The organism is Paenisporosarcina quisquiliarum (assembly GCF_027563315.1).
Taxonomy (GTDB): Bacteria; Bacillota; Bacilli; order Bacillales_A; family Planococcaceae; genus Paenisporosarcina; species Paenisporosarcina quisquiliarum.
Genome location: NZ_JAMKBJ010000011.1, coordinates 32,200 through 51,566 on the forward strand (window position 1 = coordinate 32,200; position 19,367 = coordinate 51,566).

The window sequence follows — 19,367 nt, forward strand, 5'->3', positions numbered from 1 at the left end:
CGGGTTTTTTGTGCTTTAATCATAGCCCAAACTCAGTTAGACTAAGAGTGAACAACAGTTTCGAAGGAGGGAAGCGCAAGCGACCACATGACAATCGAACAAATGAAAAAGACATCTTTTCCGAAAGCGAATTTTGAAAATTGGCAAGAAGAAGCTGTTCGTACGTTAAAAGGAAAGCCGTATGAGCAACTGATTACTCCAACATTTGAAGGCATCGACCTACAACCACTATATACGGCTGAATATTTACAAAAAACATTGAATCACTCTGCCGTGATTTCGCATTCGAAAAAACAAGCAAATTGGCTAATTGCACAAAAAACAAAAGCCAATTCTGCATCAGATTTCTTACATAAAGCAAAAGAACAATTAAGTCTTGGGAATGACATGATAGTTTATAAAGGCACATCGTCTTCATGGTCCTGGACCGCCAATGAACTAGAGCAATTGGCTGAAATGTTGACTTACCATCCATTCCATTTATCGATAAAAGCAAATGACGATCAAATCATGGAAGTTTTTGACGGTATGACAGAACTTCAGTTAAATGAACTGGTAGGCTACTTAGATGGTCCAGTCTCTGCACCTACTCTAAACACAGTACTAACAACGAGTACGATTCACTACGCTGGTGGAACGGCCGTTCACGAATTGGCCTATGCATTGCTTGTGCTCTCGAAACAAGCAGAAAAACAAACAGATTTATCAAAAGTAGCGATACAATTTGAAATTGACACGAACTTCTTTATGGAAGTCGCTAAATTACGTGCATTCCGCGTTTTATGGAAAGCGTTTTCAAGTGCTTACAAACAAAACGAAAATGCGATTTCTGTCTTTGCTAATACTTCTATGAGGTCTTATTCAAAATTAGATCCAACAGTCAATCTACTGAGAGCAGGAAATGCTACATTTTCAGCAGTGCTTGGTGGAGCGGATATCATATCGGTTGTGCCTCATGATGAATTGACAGGAAGTTCACCAACTTCAGAGAGAATTGCCCGAAATGTACAACTGGTAATTCGTGAAGAGACCATGGTCAATAAGATGATTGATCCTTCGGCAGGTTCATACTATGTCGAATCTTTAACTGCGGAACTTGTTCACCAAGCATGGGATTTGTTCCTGAAAACGCTTGAAATGAAACAGTCAGATCAAGAAGATTACTTACTGTCACTGGCTAGAGATGTCCAATCATCCAGAACTCAGGCAATTGCAAAGCGCAAAGCTTCATTAATTGGAACGAATGTTTATGCTAATCCGACAGATGCTGTCGTAACTACACATTCAGATGATGAAATTGAAAGGTTAGCGGTTCCTTTCGAACAGCTTCGAAACTATTTTAGTGAACAACCTCTACGTACTGCTGTTGTGATGTTTGGAGTTTTGAAAGACGTGAAACCAAGAGCTGATTTTGTCCAGGGATTCCTGCAAGCGGGTGGCTTGAACCCAGTTATGAGCCCGGTATTTGCAGATGCTCAAGCTGCATGGCATTGGGTTAAATCGAACCAGATGGAATATGTGGTATTTGCAGCGAAGGATGAAATCACAAACGAAATTCTGCCACAATTCTTAAAAGTTGCCGATCTATCTACAATTATTGATGTTGCTGGTCGACATGCGGTTGAAAACCAATGGCGTGAACAAGGTCTGAATGGTTCTATTTTTGCAGGTCAGGATGTCATTGCCAAAATGCAGCAATTGATAGATGTTAAGAAGAACGGGGGCCACGAAAATGAAGCCTGATTTCAAAAAAGTTCAGCTGGACCAATTTGTCTCACAACAATATGAGTCACAAGCATCTGACGAATCCTACTTAACGAATGAAGGCATTCGTCTGGCTTCAAGATATTCTAAAGAAGATATAGAAAACCTCGATCACATGACGGATTTCCCGGGTATAGCACCAAATACGCGCGGACCTTATCCTACGATGTATGTATCACGTCCATGGACTGTCCGACAATATGCAGGCTTTTCAACTGCGGAAGAGAGCAATGCTTTCTACCGCCGAAACTTGGCAATGGGACAGAAAGGGCTTTCTGTAGCATTTGATTTGGCGACCCATCGTGGATACGATTCTGACCATGAACGTGTAACAGGAGACGTGGGGAAAGCAGGAGTAGCAATCGATTCGATAGAAGATATGAAAATATTGTTCGACGGTATCCCACTTGATCGAATGTCAGTCTCCATGACAATGAACGGGGCTGTATTGCCGATTTTAGCCTTTTACATTGTGACAGCTGAAGAGCAGGGAGTATCGCATGAGCAATTAACCGGTACGATTCAAAATGACATTTTGAAAGAATACATGGTACGTAACACATATATTTATCCACCGAAAATGTCGATGAAGATCATCGCGGATATTTTCGAATATACGTCGAAGTATATGCCGAAATTCAATTCAATTTCGATTTCTGGGTACCACATGCAAGAAGCTGGTGCCACTGCAGATATTGAACTTGCCTATACATTGGCAGATGGTTTGGAATATGTCCGTACTGGCTTGAAAGCAGGAATCGACATTGATTTGTTTGCTCCCCGATTGTCGTTTTTCTGGGCTATTGGCATGAACTATTTCATGGAAGTAGCAAAAATGCGTGCAGCAAGAAGAATTTGGGCACAAATGATGCAAACATTCGATCCGAAAAATCCGAAATCTCTAGCCCTGCGTACGCATTCGCAAACGTCAGGTTGGAGTTTAACGGAGCAAGATCCGTTTAACAATGTCACGCGTACTTTAGTTGAAGCCAATGCTTCTGCTATGGGTCATACCCAGTCCCTTCATACGAACGCATTGGATGAAGCAATTGCGTTACCAACGGATTTCTCTGCACGTATTGCGCGTAACACCCAGCTGTTCCTGCAGGAAGAAACGATGATGACGAAAGTAATTGATCCGTGGGGCGGTTCGTATGCTGTCGAGAAGTTAACAGATGAATTGATGCAAAAAGCTTGGGCATTGATTGAAGAAATCGAAGATCTAGGTGGAATGGCAAAAGCGATTGAAACGGGATTACCGAAAATGAAAATCGAAGAAGCAGCCGCTAAAAAACAGGCGCAGATTGATTCGGGCAAAGAAATCATCATCGGTGTTAATAAGTTCAGACTGGCTGAAGAAGAACCAATTGATATCTTGAATATTGACAATACTGTAGTGCGTCAAAAACAAATTGAACGTATCGAAAAAATGAAACAAACTCGAAATGAAGATGACGTGCAAAAGGCTTTAACGGCTCTGACAAAAGCAGCTGAAACAGGGGAAGAGAATTTATTGGCATGTGCTGTTCAAGCTGCACGTGTTCGTGCTACTTTAGGCGAAATTTCTGATGCAATTGAACGTGTATCAGGTCGACATAAGGCGGTGATTCGATCCGTGAGTGGTGTATACAGTTCAAACTTTTCAAATGAAGAGGAAATCCAGGCTGTCAAAGATATGACGGAAGACTTCAAGGAAAACGAAGGGCGTCGTCCAAGGATTTTGATTGCCAAAATGGGGCAGGACGGACATGATCGCGGAGCAAAAGTCATTGCTACTGCCTTTGCTGATTTAGGTTTTGATGTTGATATTGGCCCATTGTTCCAAACACCTGAAGAAACAGCGGGACAAGCGGTTGAAAACGATGTACATGTTATCGGAGTCAGTTCACTTGCAGCTGGGCATATGACGTTAGTACCTGCACTACAAAGTGAACTGAAGAAAATGGATCGTGAAGATATTCTGATTGTAGTCGGGGGCGTCATTCCGGCTCAAGATTATGCATTTTTACGTGAAAATGGTGCCGCTGCGATATTTGGTCCAGGGACAGTCATTCCGGTTGCAGCAGGGAAAGTTATAGAAGAAATCTACAGAAGACTTGGTTATGAGGAAGTGAGCGAATAATGGACAGTCAAGAGAACCAGCAGAATAGTGCTATGCATGTAATGGGCGGATTAAAGTCAACTCATGACGGCATGGGGCAAACGTCTCGAAAGCAATTTCGACGATCTCACAAAAAAGAGATTTCTGTCGATGATTTTTCCCGTGAAATTCGTCAAGGTTCCAGGCTCCATTTAGCTAAAGCGATCACGTTGCTTGAAAGTACAGTGTTGGAAGATAAACGAACAGGTCAACAGTTATTGCAGGAATTATTGCCTTATACGGGAAAGAGTATTCGTATTGGAATCACCGGTGTTCCAGGCGCAGGGAAAAGTACATTTATTGAGGCTTTTGGGAAATATTTGTGTGACCAAGGATTTAAAGTGGCTGTCCTCGCCATTGATCCGAGTTCGAGTCTGTCTGGAGGCAGTATATTAGGGGATAAAACCCGAATGGAAGAGCTCGTTCGACACGAAAATGCCTTCATTCGACCTTCTCCTTCAGCAGGAACGCTTGGTGGCGTTCACAAAAAAACGCGCGAAACGATGTTGCTTTGCGAAGCTGCTGGTTACGATGTCATTTTGATTGAAACGGTTGGTGTGGGTCAAAGTGAAACGATTGTCCGAGGCATGGTCGATTTCTTTATGTTATTGGTTCTGACAGGTGCAGGAGACGAACTGCAAGGGATGAAGAAAGGCATTATGGAATTGGCCGATTTATTGATTGTGCATAAAGCGGACGGGGACAATGCAAAAGTGGCGAAAAAAACGGTTGCAGAATATGAGCAAATTCTTCACTTCTTGCAGCCTGCGAGTCCAGGGTGGACGACCAAAGCAATGCCAGTATCTTCGACTGAAAAGATGGGGATACGCGAAGTGTGGGAAGTTATCGGTTCTTTTAAAGAATCATTGATCGATTCTGGCGTATATGGTGAACGCCGTCAGTCTCAGACTAAAGAATGGTTCCATACAATGATTATGGATCGCTTAATGGATGAATTTTACGGAACCCCAGATACGAAATCACAAGTGAAATTACTGGAAAAAGAAATTTTACAAGGTGATTTGACCGTGTCAAACGCTGTCGAACATTTATTTACAAACACGAAGAAAACATAGATTTTGCGCGACCATTCATGACCTGCTATTATTAAAAGTGAAGTTTGAGAGGAGTTTTACAAATGAATATGGATTTTAACTTATTGATGAACGATATAGTACGTCAGGCACGTGGAGAAATGGAAGCAAGTGGGTATGAGCAATTGACTTCAGCCGAAGAAGTTGATCAAGCATTTGCACGTCCAGGTACATCCCTAGTGATGATTAACTCTGTATGTGGTTGTGCAGGCGGTATCGCTCGCCCTGCAGCTGCGAACGCAGTGCATTATGACAAACGACCAGATCACTTAGTAACTGTATTTGCAGGACAAGATAAAGAAGCAACTGCCCAAGCTCGTATGTTGTTTGGTGACGAACATTTGCCATCATCTCCTTCTTTTGTTCTTTTAAAAGACGGACAACCTGTTGCTGAAATTGGTCGTCATGAAATTGAAGGTCACGATCCAATGTCAGTGATCACACACATTCAAGCACTGTTTGAAGAACATTGTGACGAGCTATAAGGAAAAAAAGAGCACTTAGTCGGTGCTCTTTTTTCTACTTTAATTATAGGTAGGCACTGTTAAACTTTAATGTTTTGTGCTTTTTCCGCTTGCACCACGTTCCAAAGGAGCCAACTTCGTGAGCTTCGTTGCCAAAAATATGGACAAATCTTCTTTGGAAAAATTCTTTCATGCAGGTTGCTAGGTGCGCAAATGCATTCCTTTTATTTTAAGGCTATGTTAAATGTTGTTGTTGATATTCCGCAAAACAGCTACGCTTTCCGCGGGCTTGCGCCGAACTAACTCGGACATAATGTCCGAGTGGATTTCAGCACTTCGCTGTTCCCGCAGGAGTCTTCACTGTTTTGGCTCCTGCGATTACTCGTCGCAGTGATGCTTCATATCACTAGATCGTAAGTTAAGTCATTTCACTGTTTACTTTAATGATTGTAGTAGAATACGGCGACTCCAGCGGAATCAGCGTGTCCAAACTAGACCCCGCAGTGAGCACCGCGAATGAGGAGGCTAGTGGACCACCCGCGGAAAGCGTCCGCATGGAACGAAAATCAACAATATCGTTTAACTTGATCTATTTTTAAGAAATTCTGCTAATTTTAATACAGAATTTATTTATAATGCTAAATAGAATTACTCATTGTTTAACAAATGATTACGTAAGAAAAATCACTTTTCTTTTCGAAAGTTGGTGAATTATGAATTTCCGACGATTTAAAATCGGTTATCGGACATTAAAGACGGCTGTTGGTGCGAGTATTGCCATGCTCATTGCCATGTTTTTAAACTTAGACTATTACAGTTCTGCCTTTATTTTGACCGTTTTGTGCATTCAGCCTACGAAACGTAAGTCAGTGCGCGCTGTATATTCCCGTATTATTGCGAGCATTATCGGAGTAGGATTTGCTTTCGTCTTTTTTGAAGGAATCTCGTATCATCCACTCGTTTTTGGTCTTATTTTAATATTATTTATACCAACTCTTGTTTCTTTAAAATTTCAGGATGGCTTTGTTTCGAGTGTTGTCATCCTTCTTCATTTATTCGATTCAAAAGAATTGACATGGTCACTACTGTGGAATGAAGCGCAATTAATGGCTGTTGGTTTTGGTGTGGCACTGCTAGTTAACATTTACATGCCGTCTATAGAAAAGGATTTAAAAAGCTTTCGTTTGGAAATTGAGTCTCTGTACTCGAAAATATTCCATGAAATTGCGTTTTATTTGAGAAATGGAGACTCTGACTGGGATGGGAAAGAGCTTGTAGAAGCTTCTGAAGTCATTGAAAAAGGAAAGGCACTTGCTTATCAGGATGTTGAAAATCATTTAAATCGTAGGCAAAATCTGTACTATCTATACTTTGATATGCGCGAACAACAGTTCGAAATAATTGAAAGAGTGCTACCGAAAATCACAGCATTGCCCGTCAACATTTCACATTGTTACATTGTTGCTGATTTTATGGAAGAACTGGCAGATCACGTGCATTCAGGTAATACAGCTAACAAATTTATATCAAAACTTGATGAGGTTAAAGAAGAATTTGCAAAAATGCCATTACCAAAAGATCATGAAAACTTTCTGGCGATGGCAGCACTGTACCAGTTCATCGAAGAGATGGATCAATACTTACACATCAAACGCAGTTTTGTTGGCTTTAATATGAAAAAAAAGACAGCTTCGAAGGAGTCATAACAATCCTTCGAAGCTGTTTTTTTAAAAGAACAAACTTAATCCGAACAAGACACTTGATAACACCATCATGATAATCATTAAATAAATGATAAACTTGCGGAAATTTGCATTGCGCATGCGAAACAACTCCTTTATCCTAGCTATTCTTAAGTTTAGTAGAATTTGAAAAAATTCACAAGAGGTAGAGTTTTCAAAAAGAAATCGGTACAATAGAGGATGGAGAAAACAGAAGGGTGTGGCTATTTTGAAAAAAGTCGATCATATCGGCATTGCAGTTAAAAATCTAGATGAAACAATCCCTTATTATACAGAAACATTAGGTTTAAAAGTCTTGAAAATTGAAGAAGTGACTTCCGAATCGGTTCGTGTAGCATTCATTGATGCAGGTAACGTCAAACTTGAGCTATTAGAGCCGATGTCTGAACAAAGCGCCATTCATTCATTTATTGAGAAAAAAGGGGAAGGCATTCACCATATTGCGTTCGGGGTAGAAGGTATAGAAGAACGTATGAATGAACTTCGTGAAAAAGGCGTTCGAATACTGAATGAACAGCCGAAGATTGGAGCAGGCGGTGCTCAAGTTGCATTCCTACATCCAAAGTCTTCTTACGGTGTACTTTATGAATTGTGTGATAAAAGCGGGTTAAAGGGGTAAAATACATGGACATTTATGAGAAAATCAGTGATTTATATGATCGCAAGCGTGAAATCGAACTTGGTGGCGGAGACGAAAGAATTGAAAAACAACATGCAAAAGGGAAACTAACGGCACGTGAACGCATCGACTTATTGGTTGATCCGGGAACTTTTGTTGAATTGAATCCATTCATTGAACACCGTACAGTCGATTTTGGCATGGCCAATCAAAAAGGGCCAGGGGACGGAGTCGTTACAGGTTACGGAAAAGTAAATGGTCGTGCTATTTATTTATTCTCGCAGGACTTTACTGTCTTTGGTGGAGCTCTTGGTGAAATGCATGCGATGAAAATTGCCAACGTTATGGACTTAGCTGCTAAAAATGGAGCACCTTTTATCGGGTTGAATGATTCTGGTGGTGCACGTATTCAAGAAGGTGTCGTATCTCTTGATGGTTATGGCCATATTTTCTATCGCAATGCCATTTATTCCGGTGTCATCCCACAGATATCTGTCATTATGGGACCATGTGCTGGTGGAGCAGTCTATTCACCGGCAATCACGGATTTCGTATTTATGGTCGATAAGACAAGTCAAATGTTTATTACCGGTCCAAAAGTTATTGAAACTGTAACAGGAGAAAAAATATCTTCTGAGGACTTGGGCGGTTCCAAAGTACATAATGCCATCAGTGGGAATGCTCATTTCAGAGCTGAAACTGAACAAGAAATACTTCAACAAGTAAGAGATTTGTTGAGTTTCTTGCCACAAAATAACGATGAAAAACCACCTCGCCTGGAAGCAGACCAAGCGGATGATTATCGACCTGATTTAACAGATATCATTCCGTTTGATGCCATTCGACCTTATGACATTCGTAAGGTGATCGAACAAGTGGTGGATCAGGACTCGTTCATGGAAGTTCAAAAAGAGTTTGCACGTAATGTGGTAATCGGACTGGCGCGTATCAAAGGTGAAGTTGTAGGATTGGTGTGTAACCAACCGAAAGTTATGGCTGGCGGTCTGGATATCAATTCTTCTGATAAAGCGGCAAGATTTATCCGTTTCTGCGATTCATTTAATATTCCGATCATCACGTTTGAGGATGTAACCGGATTTTTCCCGGGAATTAAGCAAGAACATGGAGGAATCATTCGTCACGGAGCGAAGATTTTATATGCTTACTCAGAAGCGACGGTTCCGAAGATGACAGTCATTTTAAGAAAAGCATATGGCGGTGCATACGTGGCATTGAACTCTAAATCCATCGGTGCTGACTTAGTGTTCTCATGGCCAAATGCGGAGATTGCAGTAATGGGTCCACAAGGGGCTGCGAACGTAATCTTTTCCCGGGAAATCGCGCAAAGCGACAATCCCGAACAAACGCGCGCGACAAAAATCGAGGAATATCGCGAAAAATTTGCAAATCCTTATGTAGCTGCAGCTCGAGGAATGGTGGATGATGTCATCGATCCACGCGATACACGTATTAAACTTATACAGGCGCTCGATATGATGAGAAATAAAAAAGAAACTCGACCTGCCAAGAAACATGGCAATATTCCATTATAAAGGAGTTTTAATATGACAAACCAACGTTTAATTGATGAGTTTTTGGAACTGGTACAAATAGATTCAGAAACAAAACATGAGCAAATTATTGCCCCTATTCTAAAAAGTAAAATGGAAGACCTTGGTTTCGATGTCATTGAAGACGATTCGGCAGCACGCAGTGGCCATGGTGCTGGCAATTTAATTGCAACATTAAAAGGAACACTTTTAGATGTTGATACAATTTATTTCACAACACATATGGACACAGTAGTGCCAGGAAAAGGCATCAAACCTGAACTTCGCGAAGACGGCTATATTTATTCGGATGGGACAACCATATTAGGCGCGGACGATAAAGCAGGTATCGCGGCGTTATTCGACATGGTCAAACGTCTGAAAGAAGAATCCATTGAGCATGGGGACATTCAATTCATCATTACAGCTGGTGAAGAAAGTGGACTTGCAGGCGCAAAACAATTGGACGCTTCTTTGATAACCGCTAAATATGGATTTGCGGTCGATTCAGATGGAAAAGTAGGGGGAATCGTTACGGCGGCTCCTTATCAAGCAAAAATATGGGCAAAAATTTTAGGCAAAACTGCTCATGCTGGAGTAGCCCCAGAAAAAGGGATCTCTGCTATTAACATCGCCTCAAAATCAATCGCGAAAATGACATTAGGTCGAATCGACGAAGAAACAACAGCCAATATCGGACGATTTGAAGGTGGCAGTGCAACAAATATCGTATGTGATGAAGTCAATATTCTTGCAGAAGCACGTTCGATTGTGCCGGATAAATTGGATACACAAACGGCTCATATGAAAAAAGTATTTGAAGAGACAGCTGCTGCAATGGGTGGAAAAGCAGAAATTGATGTTCAGTTAATGTACCCTGGCTTCCGTTTTGGTGAAGATGAACATGTGACGCAAGTAGCCATTCAAGCAGTTAAAAACATTGGACGCACACCAAACCTTGGAACAAGTGGTGGCGGCAGTGATGCGAACATTATTGCTGGCTTCGGTATTCCAACGGTTAACTTATCTGTAGGCTACGAAGAAATTCATACGAAAAATGAACGTATGCCAGTAGAAGAACTTGAGAAATTGTCTGATTTACTTGTGGAAATTGTTAAAGTTTCAGCTAACAAAGCTTAAAGTACTGATAAAATCGAGATTTCAGGATAACCTGATGTCTCGATTTTTGTTATGATTAAATTCAGTACATGAAGAGGCGATGAAGATATGACGGACATAAAACGCAATAAATCTCGTATTATTTTTCATATCGATATGAATAGTTTTTATGCGTCAGTTGAACAATCGTATGATCCAAGCTTAAAAGGGAAAGCGATTGCCATAGCCGGAAATCCGAAAGAACGACGAGGGATTTTGGTAACTTGTTCATATGAGGCGCGTGCTCGTGGAGTATATACAACGATGAGTGTATGGGAAGCAAAAAGAAAATGTCCCGAACTGATCTTGTTGCCACCAAATTTCGAGCGTTATCGAATTGCATCACGTGCGATGTTTGATTTATTAAGAACGTATACAAAACAAGTAGAACCTGTTTCGATCGATGAAGGGTATATGGATGTCACAGAAATCGATAGCCCTATGACGGCACTTCAAATTGCTGCAGACATTCAAATGAGATTAAAGCAAGAGCTGGATTTGCCATGTTCGATTGGCATAGCCCCGAACAAGTTTTTAGCGAAAACAGCGTCAAACTTAAAGAAGCCAATGGGAATTACAGTCCTTCGAAAGAGGGATATAGATAAAGTTCTGTGGCCATTACCTGTGTTGGACATGCATGGGGTTGGAGAGAGCACGGGGAAAAAGTTGAATAGTATCGGATTGAACACAATCGGCGATATTGCAAAGGCTGAAGAGGGTATACTGAAAGAAGCACTTGGAAAGAATGGCATTCGATTAAAAAACCGTGCAAATGGTCTAGATGACAGAATTGTCGACCCAGATTCCGTATATGACACGAAAAGTGTGGGTAACTCCACGACACTTCCAAGTGACGAGACCGACTTAATGGAGTTGCGAAAAGTTTTTCAAACCTTGAGTGCAAAAGTTGCGAACCGGTTGGAAGCAAAGCGGCTTGCGGGTCCTACAGTTTCCATTCAAATTCGGGATGCAGATTGGAGAAATTCGTCTCGAAGCCAGTCGTTTCGCAATTTGGTTTATGAAAAAGATAAGATCTTTGAAGTGGCATGGTCTTTGTTTACTAAAAATTGGGACGGTCAACCAATCCGTTTGCTTGGAGTGACTGTTAGCAATGTAGTGGATCGTGTAGACTTTACCGAGCAATTGTCCATCTACAACTTTGAAGAACATGCAAAAGAAGAACCTATATTGAAACTAGTGGAAACGCTCCAATCAAAATTTGGCAAAGATATGATTACAAGAGGTCATACACAAGTTAGAAAACCGACGTATGAATCGAAGACGAGTTTCAGTAATGACTTTTTAGACGATCACAAAGACAGGGAGAACAAGTGATATGGAATTGCAATTTTTAGGCACAGGCGCTGGCATGCCTTCCAAACAACGAAATACAAGTGCACTTGTATTGAAATTGATGCAAGAAAGAGGAACGTTCTGGTTGTTTGATTGTGGTGAAGCGACGCAGCATCAAATGTTGCACACAACCTTAAAGCCAAGAAAGCTCGAAAAAATATTTATTACCCATATGCATGGGGATCATATTTTCGGATTGCCAGGATTGCTTGGTTCACGTTCTTTTATGGACGGGCAAGAACCATTAACTATTTATGGACCGATTGGTATTGAAGAGTGGATTACAACGACACTTCGCATATCTCGTACCGTTTTGCAGTATAAAGTGAACTTTGTCGAAATTCAGGAAGGTATTATTTTCGAAGATGATCAATTTACTGTTGAAGCCAAACTGCTTCACCATGTCATTCCATGTTTTGGCTATCGAGTTCTACAAAATCCTTTGCCTCCGCAATTATTAATCGAAAAAGCTGTTGAAATGGGTGTACCGAAAGGACCGTTGTTGGCAAAACTTAAATATGGGCAGGATGTAGTTTTAGAAAATGGTCAAACTGTATTAAGTCAAGATGTTACCGCAGGGCCGGTTAAAGGATTCTCTATAAGTATTCTCGGGGATACACGCTATTGCCAGGCTTCGATTGAATTAAGCAGAGATGTCGATATCGTCATACATGAAGCAACCTTTGATGCTGGTACCGAAGAACTGGCAAAACCATATGGCCATTCAACCATTACGCAGGCAGCACAAGTTGCGAAAGAGAGCGGAGCCAAACATCTTATTGTTCAACATATCAGTGCCAGATTTTTACCGAGCCAGGCTGAAGAACTCCGAAAACAAGGATTATCCATCTTTCCTTCCATCCAAGTAGCGGAGGACTTTGCGGAATATGAATTGAAGCAAGATGAATTAAAACGAATCAAAAATAAATAAGCGTACCTGGATGTGATCATTCAGGTACGCTTTTTTGCGATTATTTTTTCTTTCTTCGATATAAATCCATCGATTTGTAGCCTTCCCCAAGTACGTTCTCCATTTCCAGTAAGCGTTTTTCCTGGGTTTCAACTCTTTTTGCACTATACACAAAACGTGCCCAATCTTTTTGGTAGCCGTATGTCAATTGATTATAGGCATTCAGTAAATCTTCCTTGTTGCTTAAATATTCTTTAATATGGTCGACATACTCGATATAGTCATCCACACACTGGCTATTTTTTGTGCTGTCCGCTTTTTTCGGTTTCTTTGGCAATGATTTCAAACCGACAATTGTAAACGTTTCATTCAAACTGACCATACGCGAAAATTTAATCTGACTATTTCGCACGTAACCATCTTCATCCAGTGATAAATCTTCATAAAAGCGATCGCGCTCTATATATTCTTGATAGGTTGGATTGTTCTTTTTAGGATAAGCAGAGTACAGGTAGCCATTGTCTTCAACCAAATTCTTTTCAATGACTGTGTTTAATTGTTTTGTGAAATCTTCCATAGTGAAAGTGAAGATAAACACGAACTGGTAGCGAGTTTCATTGATTTTCGTATCATAGTGCAATTCGTCAAAATCATGGACTGTTTCCGGCTTGTTCAAGATTAATTTGGTAGAGTATTTATGTATGCCTAATTTTTCAATAACACTTTTCGTAGAATTCATCTTAATCTCCTCTTGATTCTCTTCATTTATGTCTTAAAGCACCTAACGATTTCCATAATATACAAAAAACATATGATATTATTAATCCCTTTGTTATATTTAGAATAAACGAAATAGAAAAAATATTCCATATGGGGGATTAACTTTGAAAATGCAGGGAGAAAGAAAATACATTTAGAGTCGATGAATTGGAACCCTATATTGATAATTCTTTAATGTACTTTGAAATAAATTTTTGAAAGGTTGGTTGGAACTTGAGTAATAAACATGAAAACCCTAAGGTAGAAACCAAATTCGAACAACCTAAGAAACATCATAAAATCCCTTCCATTGAATTTGCAGATGCCGTTAACCGATCAATGGTTGGTGATTTAGGGGCACTAGCTAAAGGAGGTTGTATGTCGACAATCAGCACGGTGGTATTAGCCATTGTCGTCATATTTCTTTTGTCTAAATGTTCTCTATAGATAACTTTGAATTATTGCAACTTATTTCTTTGTAAATCCGTTGATTACAATAAACCGATTGAAGGAGAATTTCTGTGAAGTTTATCATAAAACATTTTTTCATGATCTCATTAATGATGTTTGTACTGGTTGGCTGCAGCAATGTAGTTTCACCTACATTAACTAGAGTCTATTTCGAAATCACTAACCCCGAGCATAAGTCAGAAGGAACATGGATGATTCTTGATGAACAAAGTTTGAGTAATATTGATCAAGCATTCGAAGAAATTAACTGGGAACCGAACAAAATTCCATCTATGTCCCGTGAGGAAGATGTTCAAGTTACACTGTGGTGGGAAACTGATAAAAATATGCCCGAACGGTTATATGAATATAAAATTTGGTTCAATGCGGATAATACAGCAACAATCATAGGTGAGAGCGATAAAGAAGGCTACGGTCATTTATCGCAAGAACAGACCCTGGTTCTGAAAGAGCTTTTGTTAGATACTACTGATAGAATCCAAGCACCATAAATCAATCTTTAATATCACTAAAGGGGGAGTATGGATTTGAAACTGGGATTGAAAAAAGATGAGGTTTTATTAGTACCACATACATCTGAATGGGATGCAGAATTTTTCAAGATAAAACAGCAGATACAAAATCATACTCAAATTGAACATGATCGGATTGAACATATCGGCAGCACATCTATTAAAGGGATTATGGCAAAACCAATTGTGGATATTGTGGTTGGTCTTGATGAAATAAACCAAATTGAAAAATCAGTAACGGATGGTCTGAAAAAAGCTGGTTTTTTAAGGTTACGGGTAGAACGTCCTGGTGAAGTAGTGTTTGCAAAATTTACAGATGACACATATGACGAGAAAACACATTTCATCCATTTGGTTGAATATGAAAAAGAACTCTGGAAGAATTTGATTTTCTTCAGAGATTATTTAAACTCGCACGAAACAATTAGAAAAGAATATGAGCAACTCAAATTGGAGTACGTTCAGAAATCTGATACAGGCATTCTGGCGTACACGGATTATAAAGAAGAATTCGTGAAACGAATTTATGCAAAGAGACTAAGTGGATGAGATCGGCATCAGCATTGATTTATACTTTATGTTTTTATAATGACGATGTAATAGGAAGGATACTTTAATGAAATCCAAATCTTCCGGGTGGATAATTTTTCTGATTTTCTTCATGTTTTTTGTTTTTATGTTTTTTATTGAAGTGTCTGTGTATTCTCTTTTACCTCCAGAACAAGGCGGAATGAGTTTTTTGATGGAGTTTAAGAATATCTGGTACCGTTCAATATGGTTTTATGGAATATTATTGCTAATTTCATTATTTCTATATTTAAAGTTTCTACGTAAAGGAGAATAAAGGTTTAGTGAATTACAACTTTGTTATTGAACTAACATGGCAGCTTTGTTGAACACTTTACACATTATCCATCTGATTTTTCAAGGGGGTGTTATTGTGAAAAATAAAATCGCAATAAGTTTATTATTATTGATTTTTTTATTTATTGCTGGCTGTTCTGATTATCAAGAGGACTTTACATTCACAGGAACAGTAGAGGAGATCCTTGTTGAAGGAGAAAAGTTAGTTATTAAAGAATATGACGGGTTAGATGAAGGTAGAAAAGACGGAAATGTTTACGAAATCCCTGTAGATAATGTAGAGAGATATAACATTGGGCAGAAACTTGAAGTAACTGTCTCTTCTAATACTGATGCAGATGTTTGGGATTTAGACCGTATGAAGTTTGAAATAAAAAGAGTCGAGGATTAATTTTCTTGAACTAATGATGCAGGATAGATGAGGAAGCGTTTAAATAATTTCAAGTGGATGGGAGTGCGGACTTTGATTGTCAGAAAAATAGTTTCTGCGTGTACCTCTAGTGCAATTATGCTTATTATTTATTCAGCATTTGAAGAAATTGCCGTGAGTCTTTTTTTAGGGATGTACCTACTACCAATTGTTTTAATATATGGGACAACATCCTCTATTTTTTCTGACTTAATTACTAAAAGATTAAGAGGTTTTTATCGAATGTTTATGGCGTTCATTATTCATGTATTTATGGGCGCAATATTAGTATTATTTCCAATGCAACTGTGGGCACATGAAGGATATATACTTATTTTAGATGTAGATAGTTTATTGAATAACTTCTTCTTTGTTAGTGCAATTCTGTCTGCTTTCATTTTTTGGTTCGTTGATGAATTAATTAGAAGTGATAAATGTAGAAAAATACAGAGTAAATTTAGGGGAGTTCTAAATAAGATTGGTGACTTAAAAATATAACATCCCGATTTATATACCTTTTCTTCAACAAACGACAAATTTATTCTCATTTTAATCGTTAACAAGTTAAAAGGATTGGACCCAAATTAAGCGGGTACAATCCTTTTCCATTTGTATATTAATGAGATACCAGATCCTTTGAATCTAGTTTCTATATAGATAGATATAAGCATACAAAAAATTGAAACGTTTTAAACGTATTATTGCTCTAATTTATATGAAGGGGGATGAGCAGAATGCAACACGAAGAGCAGAGTGTTGTTGAGGCAATTCAAGGCGATAAATTGGCTCTCCAACAATTGTTAAAGCAAGAAAAAGAAAAGCTTTATCGGATGGCATATGTATACGTAAAAAACGAAGAAGATGCAATTGAAGTTTTTCAGCAAACGGTACTGCAAGCAATGGAATCCATAAATCAATTGAGAGAGCCTATATATTTCTCAACGTGGTTGACGCGGATCTGTATAAATAATGCCATTGCAATGCTGAAGAAGCAGAAAAAGATTGTCGTGATGGATGAAATCGTTGAGCAATTAGTTGATGGTAGATCGGAGGATCTTGCTCAAAAATTGGACATTGCAGATGCTCTCAGTAAATTACCGGAAAAATATAAAACGACGATACTGCTAAGGTTTTACCAAGACTTCTCAGTTAATCAAATTGCGAATGTACTCGATTGCCCTGAAGGCACGGTGAAAACGAATATTCACCGTGGTCTATCCTTACTAAAACAAAGTATTAAAGGAGTGTATTCAGATGACAGAAAAAGAGATTTCAATTAAATCATCGCTTGAGACAATCCTTGTGCCGACACAAAAGCTCGACCAAATCATTGACGACACCTTATTTAACCCACCTGTTCAAAACAAAAAAAGTAAAAAACGTATTTATCAAGTGGCTGCGGCGGCTGTTCTGATTCTTGGGATTGGGACTACATCTATGATTTCCTCACCGGCATTTGCAAACTTTGTTGCCCAAATCCCAGTCATTGGGAATGTGTTTGGCTATTTTGCGACGGATAATTATGAATCGTACTCTAGCTTTAGCGAATCAGTCGGTTTGACTCAAAGTAGTGAAGGCATCGACATAGTCATTGACCAGGCTCTCTTCGATGGGACGAGTGTGACGCTATCATTTATTTTAAAGTCGGAAAATCCATTGGGAGATACACTTCAAATCAAGGGGCAGCCAGTTGTCAAAGGCGTGGATGGAAAAAATACAAATTTGAAATTCGAATATGTAGAAAATGTAGGCTATGTTGGCTTGTATACACTCACACCAAATTTTGAGAGTGAGATGGCGCAGGTAAGTATCTCTTGGGAACCCGATACGATTATAACGGAAAAAAAAGAAGTCGAAGGTAATTGGGCCTTTGAGTTTGCGGTCAGCCAAATTTCTAAAGAACCCATTATTCTTGATGAAAAAGTAAAGACTGACGGAGTGACGGTTCATTTAAAAGAACTTACTGTAACCGATGTTTCAGTCAATATTGAATATCAACAACTTGTCGAACCTAGCTTGTTAGAAGAATGGGAATTTGTAGAAGCTGAATTAATCGCCAGTGACAATTTAGGCAATGTGTACAAAGTGCCTTATAACGGTGGCTCTACAGATGGATCAGCACGAACACGAGAGGATTTTAATTGGACGGCTACGCTGCGGGGATTAAATTCACAGGCAACTTCCTTAACTTTATATCCAATTGCCCAAGTCAGTCGCTTTAACACCGAAACAGAGGAATCTGAATCGAAACATCTTGAATTTGATGCAATTAAGGTCGATTTAATCAATCAGTCCCATTCCCTTGTGGAGGATCCAACAATACCAACGTTGCCGGAAGAGGACTTGGATTAATTTTTCTAAACTGTAAAGGACTTAGCTGTTCAGTTTTATATTAATTTGGAATAAAGTGGGAATTAATATTGCAATAAAAAAAAGCATCCAATCATACTAATTGGATGCCTTTTTTGGGTTCAATACTGATTGGCTTAGACTTTAATTCGGTGTTTTTTTATATATTAGATTTAGGCAGGTTTCAATTTTAGTTTTTTTAGTTTTTGGAAAGTAAAACCAAAATAACAGATGTTTTCCATATTAATAAAGGATATAATTAAGTTAATTATTCAGAAAACTTTATTAAGGAAAGGGTTTATCATGATCGAACTTAAATACTCGAAAGACCTTGAGGCTGTTTCTAGGTTCATTGCTAACATGAATAAAATTACCCAACATCATGTTGGCTATTGTGGAATAAATGAAAAAGAGATTTTACACACATTGTTGAATGATTTCTCAGATTTCCCCTTGGAAGAATCATTAGTGGTAGCCTACGAAAATGACACAATGATTGGTGTTCTTGGTTTTGATATCGATGGGAATACAAGGAATGCTGAAATTTGGGGACCTTTTGTCAACCATGATGAATGGCAGCAAGTCTCCATCATGATGTGGGATCAATTAGTAAGACAACTTCCATTGTCCCTTAACAATGCACATGGTTTTTATCAGATACATAATTCGAATTGTACTTCTTTTATGAAGCGGCTAGGGGCAACAAATAAAGGTGAGCATTTGATTCTGACAATCACTCGTTCACATCTTCAACCATCTATTGAAGCAAAGTGTGAGGTAGCAGAAATGACATCCGACGAATATGATTCTTTTAAATTGTTGCATGAGGAAGCATTTAAGCATGCTTATTTCACAGCTGAAGAAATAATCGAAAAAATCAATAACGGACATAAAGTATTTGTTGCAAGTTCAGAAGGTAAATTGCTCGGTTATGTATTTTGTGAAGCGAATCCGAACTTTTCAGAAGGGGATATTCATTTCATTGCCGTTACTCCTCATGCAAGGAACAGAGGTATAGGAAAACAATTATTAAACGAAAGTCTGAAATTCTTATTCTCCTTTCATGAAATAAATGAAATAACTTTATGTGTTAAAAGGAGTAATGAAGCAGCCATTTCCATTTACAAGAAGGTGGGTTTTGAAGAAGAACATCAACTTGTTACATATGAACTCACCATTTAGATAATGTTCGATTAAAGGAGTTTTTTC

20 protein-coding genes are annotated in these 19,367 nt (G+C 38.9%); 18 read left to right on the forward strand and 2 right to left on the reverse strand.

All coding sequences use genetic code 11. From position 1 onward, the window contains the following. Nucleotides 1-87 precede the first annotated feature (87 nt). The 5 genes from M9R32_RS12385 (at nucleotide 88) to M9R32_RS12405 (ending at nucleotide 7,168) form a co-directional block, all read left to right on the forward strand. Nucleotides 88-1,743, forward strand: coding sequence for a methylmalonyl-CoA mutase family protein (locus tag M9R32_RS12385; protein ID WP_269927048.1), 1,656 nt, complete (start codon nucleotides 88-90; stop codon nucleotides 1,741-1,743). After that, complete coding sequence (gene scpA / locus M9R32_RS12390) at nucleotides 1,733-3,886, forward strand: methylmalonyl-CoA mutase (RefSeq protein ID WP_269927049.1); 2,154 nt, start codon at nucleotides 1,733-1,735, stop codon at nucleotides 3,884-3,886. The genes M9R32_RS12385 and scpA overlap by 11 nt, the downstream gene beginning before the upstream one ends. Then, nucleotides 3,886-4,980: a methylmalonyl Co-A mutase-associated GTPase MeaB gene (gene meaB, locus M9R32_RS12395; protein ID WP_269927050.1), complete on the forward strand. Its 1,095-nt coding sequence runs from the start codon at nucleotides 3,886-3,888 to the stop codon at nucleotides 4,978-4,980. The genes scpA and meaB overlap by 1 nt, the downstream gene beginning before the upstream one ends. A gap of 62 nt (nucleotides 4,981-5,042) precedes the next feature. Continuing rightward, nucleotides 5,043-5,483: a BrxA/BrxB family bacilliredoxin gene (locus M9R32_RS12400; RefSeq protein WP_269927051.1), complete on the forward strand. Its 441-nt coding sequence runs from the start codon at nucleotides 5,043-5,045 to the stop codon at nucleotides 5,481-5,483. 692 nt (nucleotides 5,484-6,175) lie between these two features. Further along, nucleotides 6,176-7,168 (forward strand): aromatic acid exporter family protein, encoded by a 993-nt coding sequence (locus M9R32_RS12405; RefSeq protein WP_269927052.1) that lies wholly within the window; start codon nucleotides 6,176-6,178, stop codon nucleotides 7,166-7,168. A gap of 21 nt (nucleotides 7,169-7,189) precedes the next feature. Here the strand turns inward: M9R32_RS12405 and prli42 are convergent, their stop codons facing one another. Next, nucleotides 7,190-7,285 carry a stressosome-associated protein Prli42 gene (gene prli42, locus M9R32_RS12410; RefSeq protein WP_269927053.1) on the reverse strand — a complete coding sequence of 32 codons (96 nt, stop codon included), beginning with the start codon at nucleotides 7,283-7,285 and terminating at the stop codon, nucleotides 7,190-7,192. A 127-nt stretch (nucleotides 7,286-7,412) separates the two neighbouring features. Between prli42 and mce the strand changes: the two genes are divergently transcribed. The 5 genes from mce (at nucleotide 7,413) to rnz (ending at nucleotide 12,815) form a co-directional block, all read left to right on the forward strand. Further along, entirely contained in the window at nucleotides 7,413-7,823 is a 411-nt protein-coding gene (gene mce / locus M9R32_RS12415) for a methylmalonyl-CoA epimerase (protein WP_269927054.1), read from the forward strand. 5 nt (nucleotides 7,824-7,828) lie between these two features. Next, the gene (locus tag M9R32_RS12420; RefSeq protein WP_269927055.1) at nucleotides 7,829-9,376 is read left to right on the forward strand and encodes an acyl-CoA carboxylase subunit beta; all 1,548 of its coding nucleotides are present in this window, start codon (nucleotides 7,829-7,831) and stop codon (nucleotides 9,374-9,376) included. 12 nt (nucleotides 9,377-9,388) lie between these two features. Continuing rightward, nucleotides 9,389-10,513: a M20/M25/M40 family metallo-hydrolase gene (locus tag M9R32_RS12425; protein WP_269927056.1), complete on the forward strand. Its 1,125-nt coding sequence runs from the start codon at nucleotides 9,389-9,391 to the stop codon at nucleotides 10,511-10,513. Nucleotides 10,514-10,600: 87 nt separating this feature from the next. Then, entirely contained in the window at nucleotides 10,601-11,866 is a 1,266-nt protein-coding gene (locus M9R32_RS12430; RefSeq protein ID WP_269927057.1) for a DNA polymerase IV, read from the forward strand. 1 nt (nucleotide 11,867) lies between these two features. After that, entirely contained in the window at nucleotides 11,868-12,815 is a 948-nt protein-coding gene (gene rnz, locus M9R32_RS12435) for a ribonuclease Z (RefSeq protein WP_269927058.1), read from the forward strand. Between the two features lie 40 nt (nucleotides 12,816-12,855). Here rnz and M9R32_RS12440 read toward each other — a convergent pair whose 3' ends face one another. Further along, nucleotides 12,856-13,533 carry a YdeI/OmpD-associated family protein gene (locus M9R32_RS12440; protein WP_269927059.1) on the reverse strand — a complete coding sequence of 226 codons (678 nt, stop codon included), beginning with the start codon at nucleotides 13,531-13,533 and terminating at the stop codon, nucleotides 12,856-12,858. Nucleotides 13,534-13,787: 254 nt separating this feature from the next. Between M9R32_RS12440 and M9R32_RS12445 the strand changes: the two genes are divergently transcribed. From M9R32_RS12445 to M9R32_RS12480, 8 genes are all read left to right on the forward strand, one after another. Then, nucleotides 13,788-14,000, forward strand: a complete 213-nt coding sequence (locus M9R32_RS12445) for a hypothetical protein (protein WP_269927060.1) — start codon at nucleotides 13,788-13,790, stop codon at nucleotides 13,998-14,000. A 74-nt stretch (nucleotides 14,001-14,074) separates the two neighbouring features. Continuing rightward, the gene (locus M9R32_RS12450; RefSeq protein ID WP_269927061.1) at nucleotides 14,075-14,515 is read left to right on the forward strand and encodes a hypothetical protein; all 441 of its coding nucleotides are present in this window, start codon (nucleotides 14,075-14,077) and stop codon (nucleotides 14,513-14,515) included. 36 nt (nucleotides 14,516-14,551) lie between these two features. Next, the gene (locus M9R32_RS12455) at nucleotides 14,552-15,085 is read left to right on the forward strand and encodes a GrpB family protein (RefSeq protein ID WP_269927062.1); all 534 of its coding nucleotides are present in this window, start codon (nucleotides 14,552-14,554) and stop codon (nucleotides 15,083-15,085) included. A 391-nt stretch (nucleotides 15,086-15,476) separates the two neighbouring features. Continuing rightward, complete coding sequence (locus tag M9R32_RS12460) at nucleotides 15,477-15,791, forward strand: hypothetical protein (RefSeq protein ID WP_269927063.1); 315 nt, start codon at nucleotides 15,477-15,479, stop codon at nucleotides 15,789-15,791. 72 nt (nucleotides 15,792-15,863) lie between these two features. Continuing rightward, nucleotides 15,864-16,307, forward strand: coding sequence for a hypothetical protein (locus M9R32_RS12465; RefSeq protein WP_269927064.1), 444 nt, complete (start codon nucleotides 15,864-15,866; stop codon nucleotides 16,305-16,307). Between the two features lie 236 nt (nucleotides 16,308-16,543). Next, nucleotides 16,544-17,089 (forward strand): sigma-70 family RNA polymerase sigma factor, encoded by a 546-nt coding sequence (locus tag M9R32_RS12470; RefSeq protein ID WP_269927065.1) that lies wholly within the window; start codon nucleotides 16,544-16,546, stop codon nucleotides 17,087-17,089. Then, nucleotides 17,064-18,161 carry a DUF4179 domain-containing protein gene (locus M9R32_RS12475; protein WP_269927066.1) on the forward strand — a complete coding sequence of 366 codons (1,098 nt, stop codon included), beginning with the start codon at nucleotides 17,064-17,066 and terminating at the stop codon, nucleotides 18,159-18,161. The genes M9R32_RS12470 and M9R32_RS12475 overlap by 26 nt, the downstream gene beginning before the upstream one ends. 300 nt (nucleotides 18,162-18,461) lie before the next feature. Next, entirely contained in the window at nucleotides 18,462-19,340 is an 879-nt protein-coding gene (locus M9R32_RS12480; protein WP_269927067.1) for a GNAT family N-acetyltransferase, read from the forward strand. The last annotated feature ends 27 nt before the right edge of the window (nucleotides 19,341-19,367 follow it).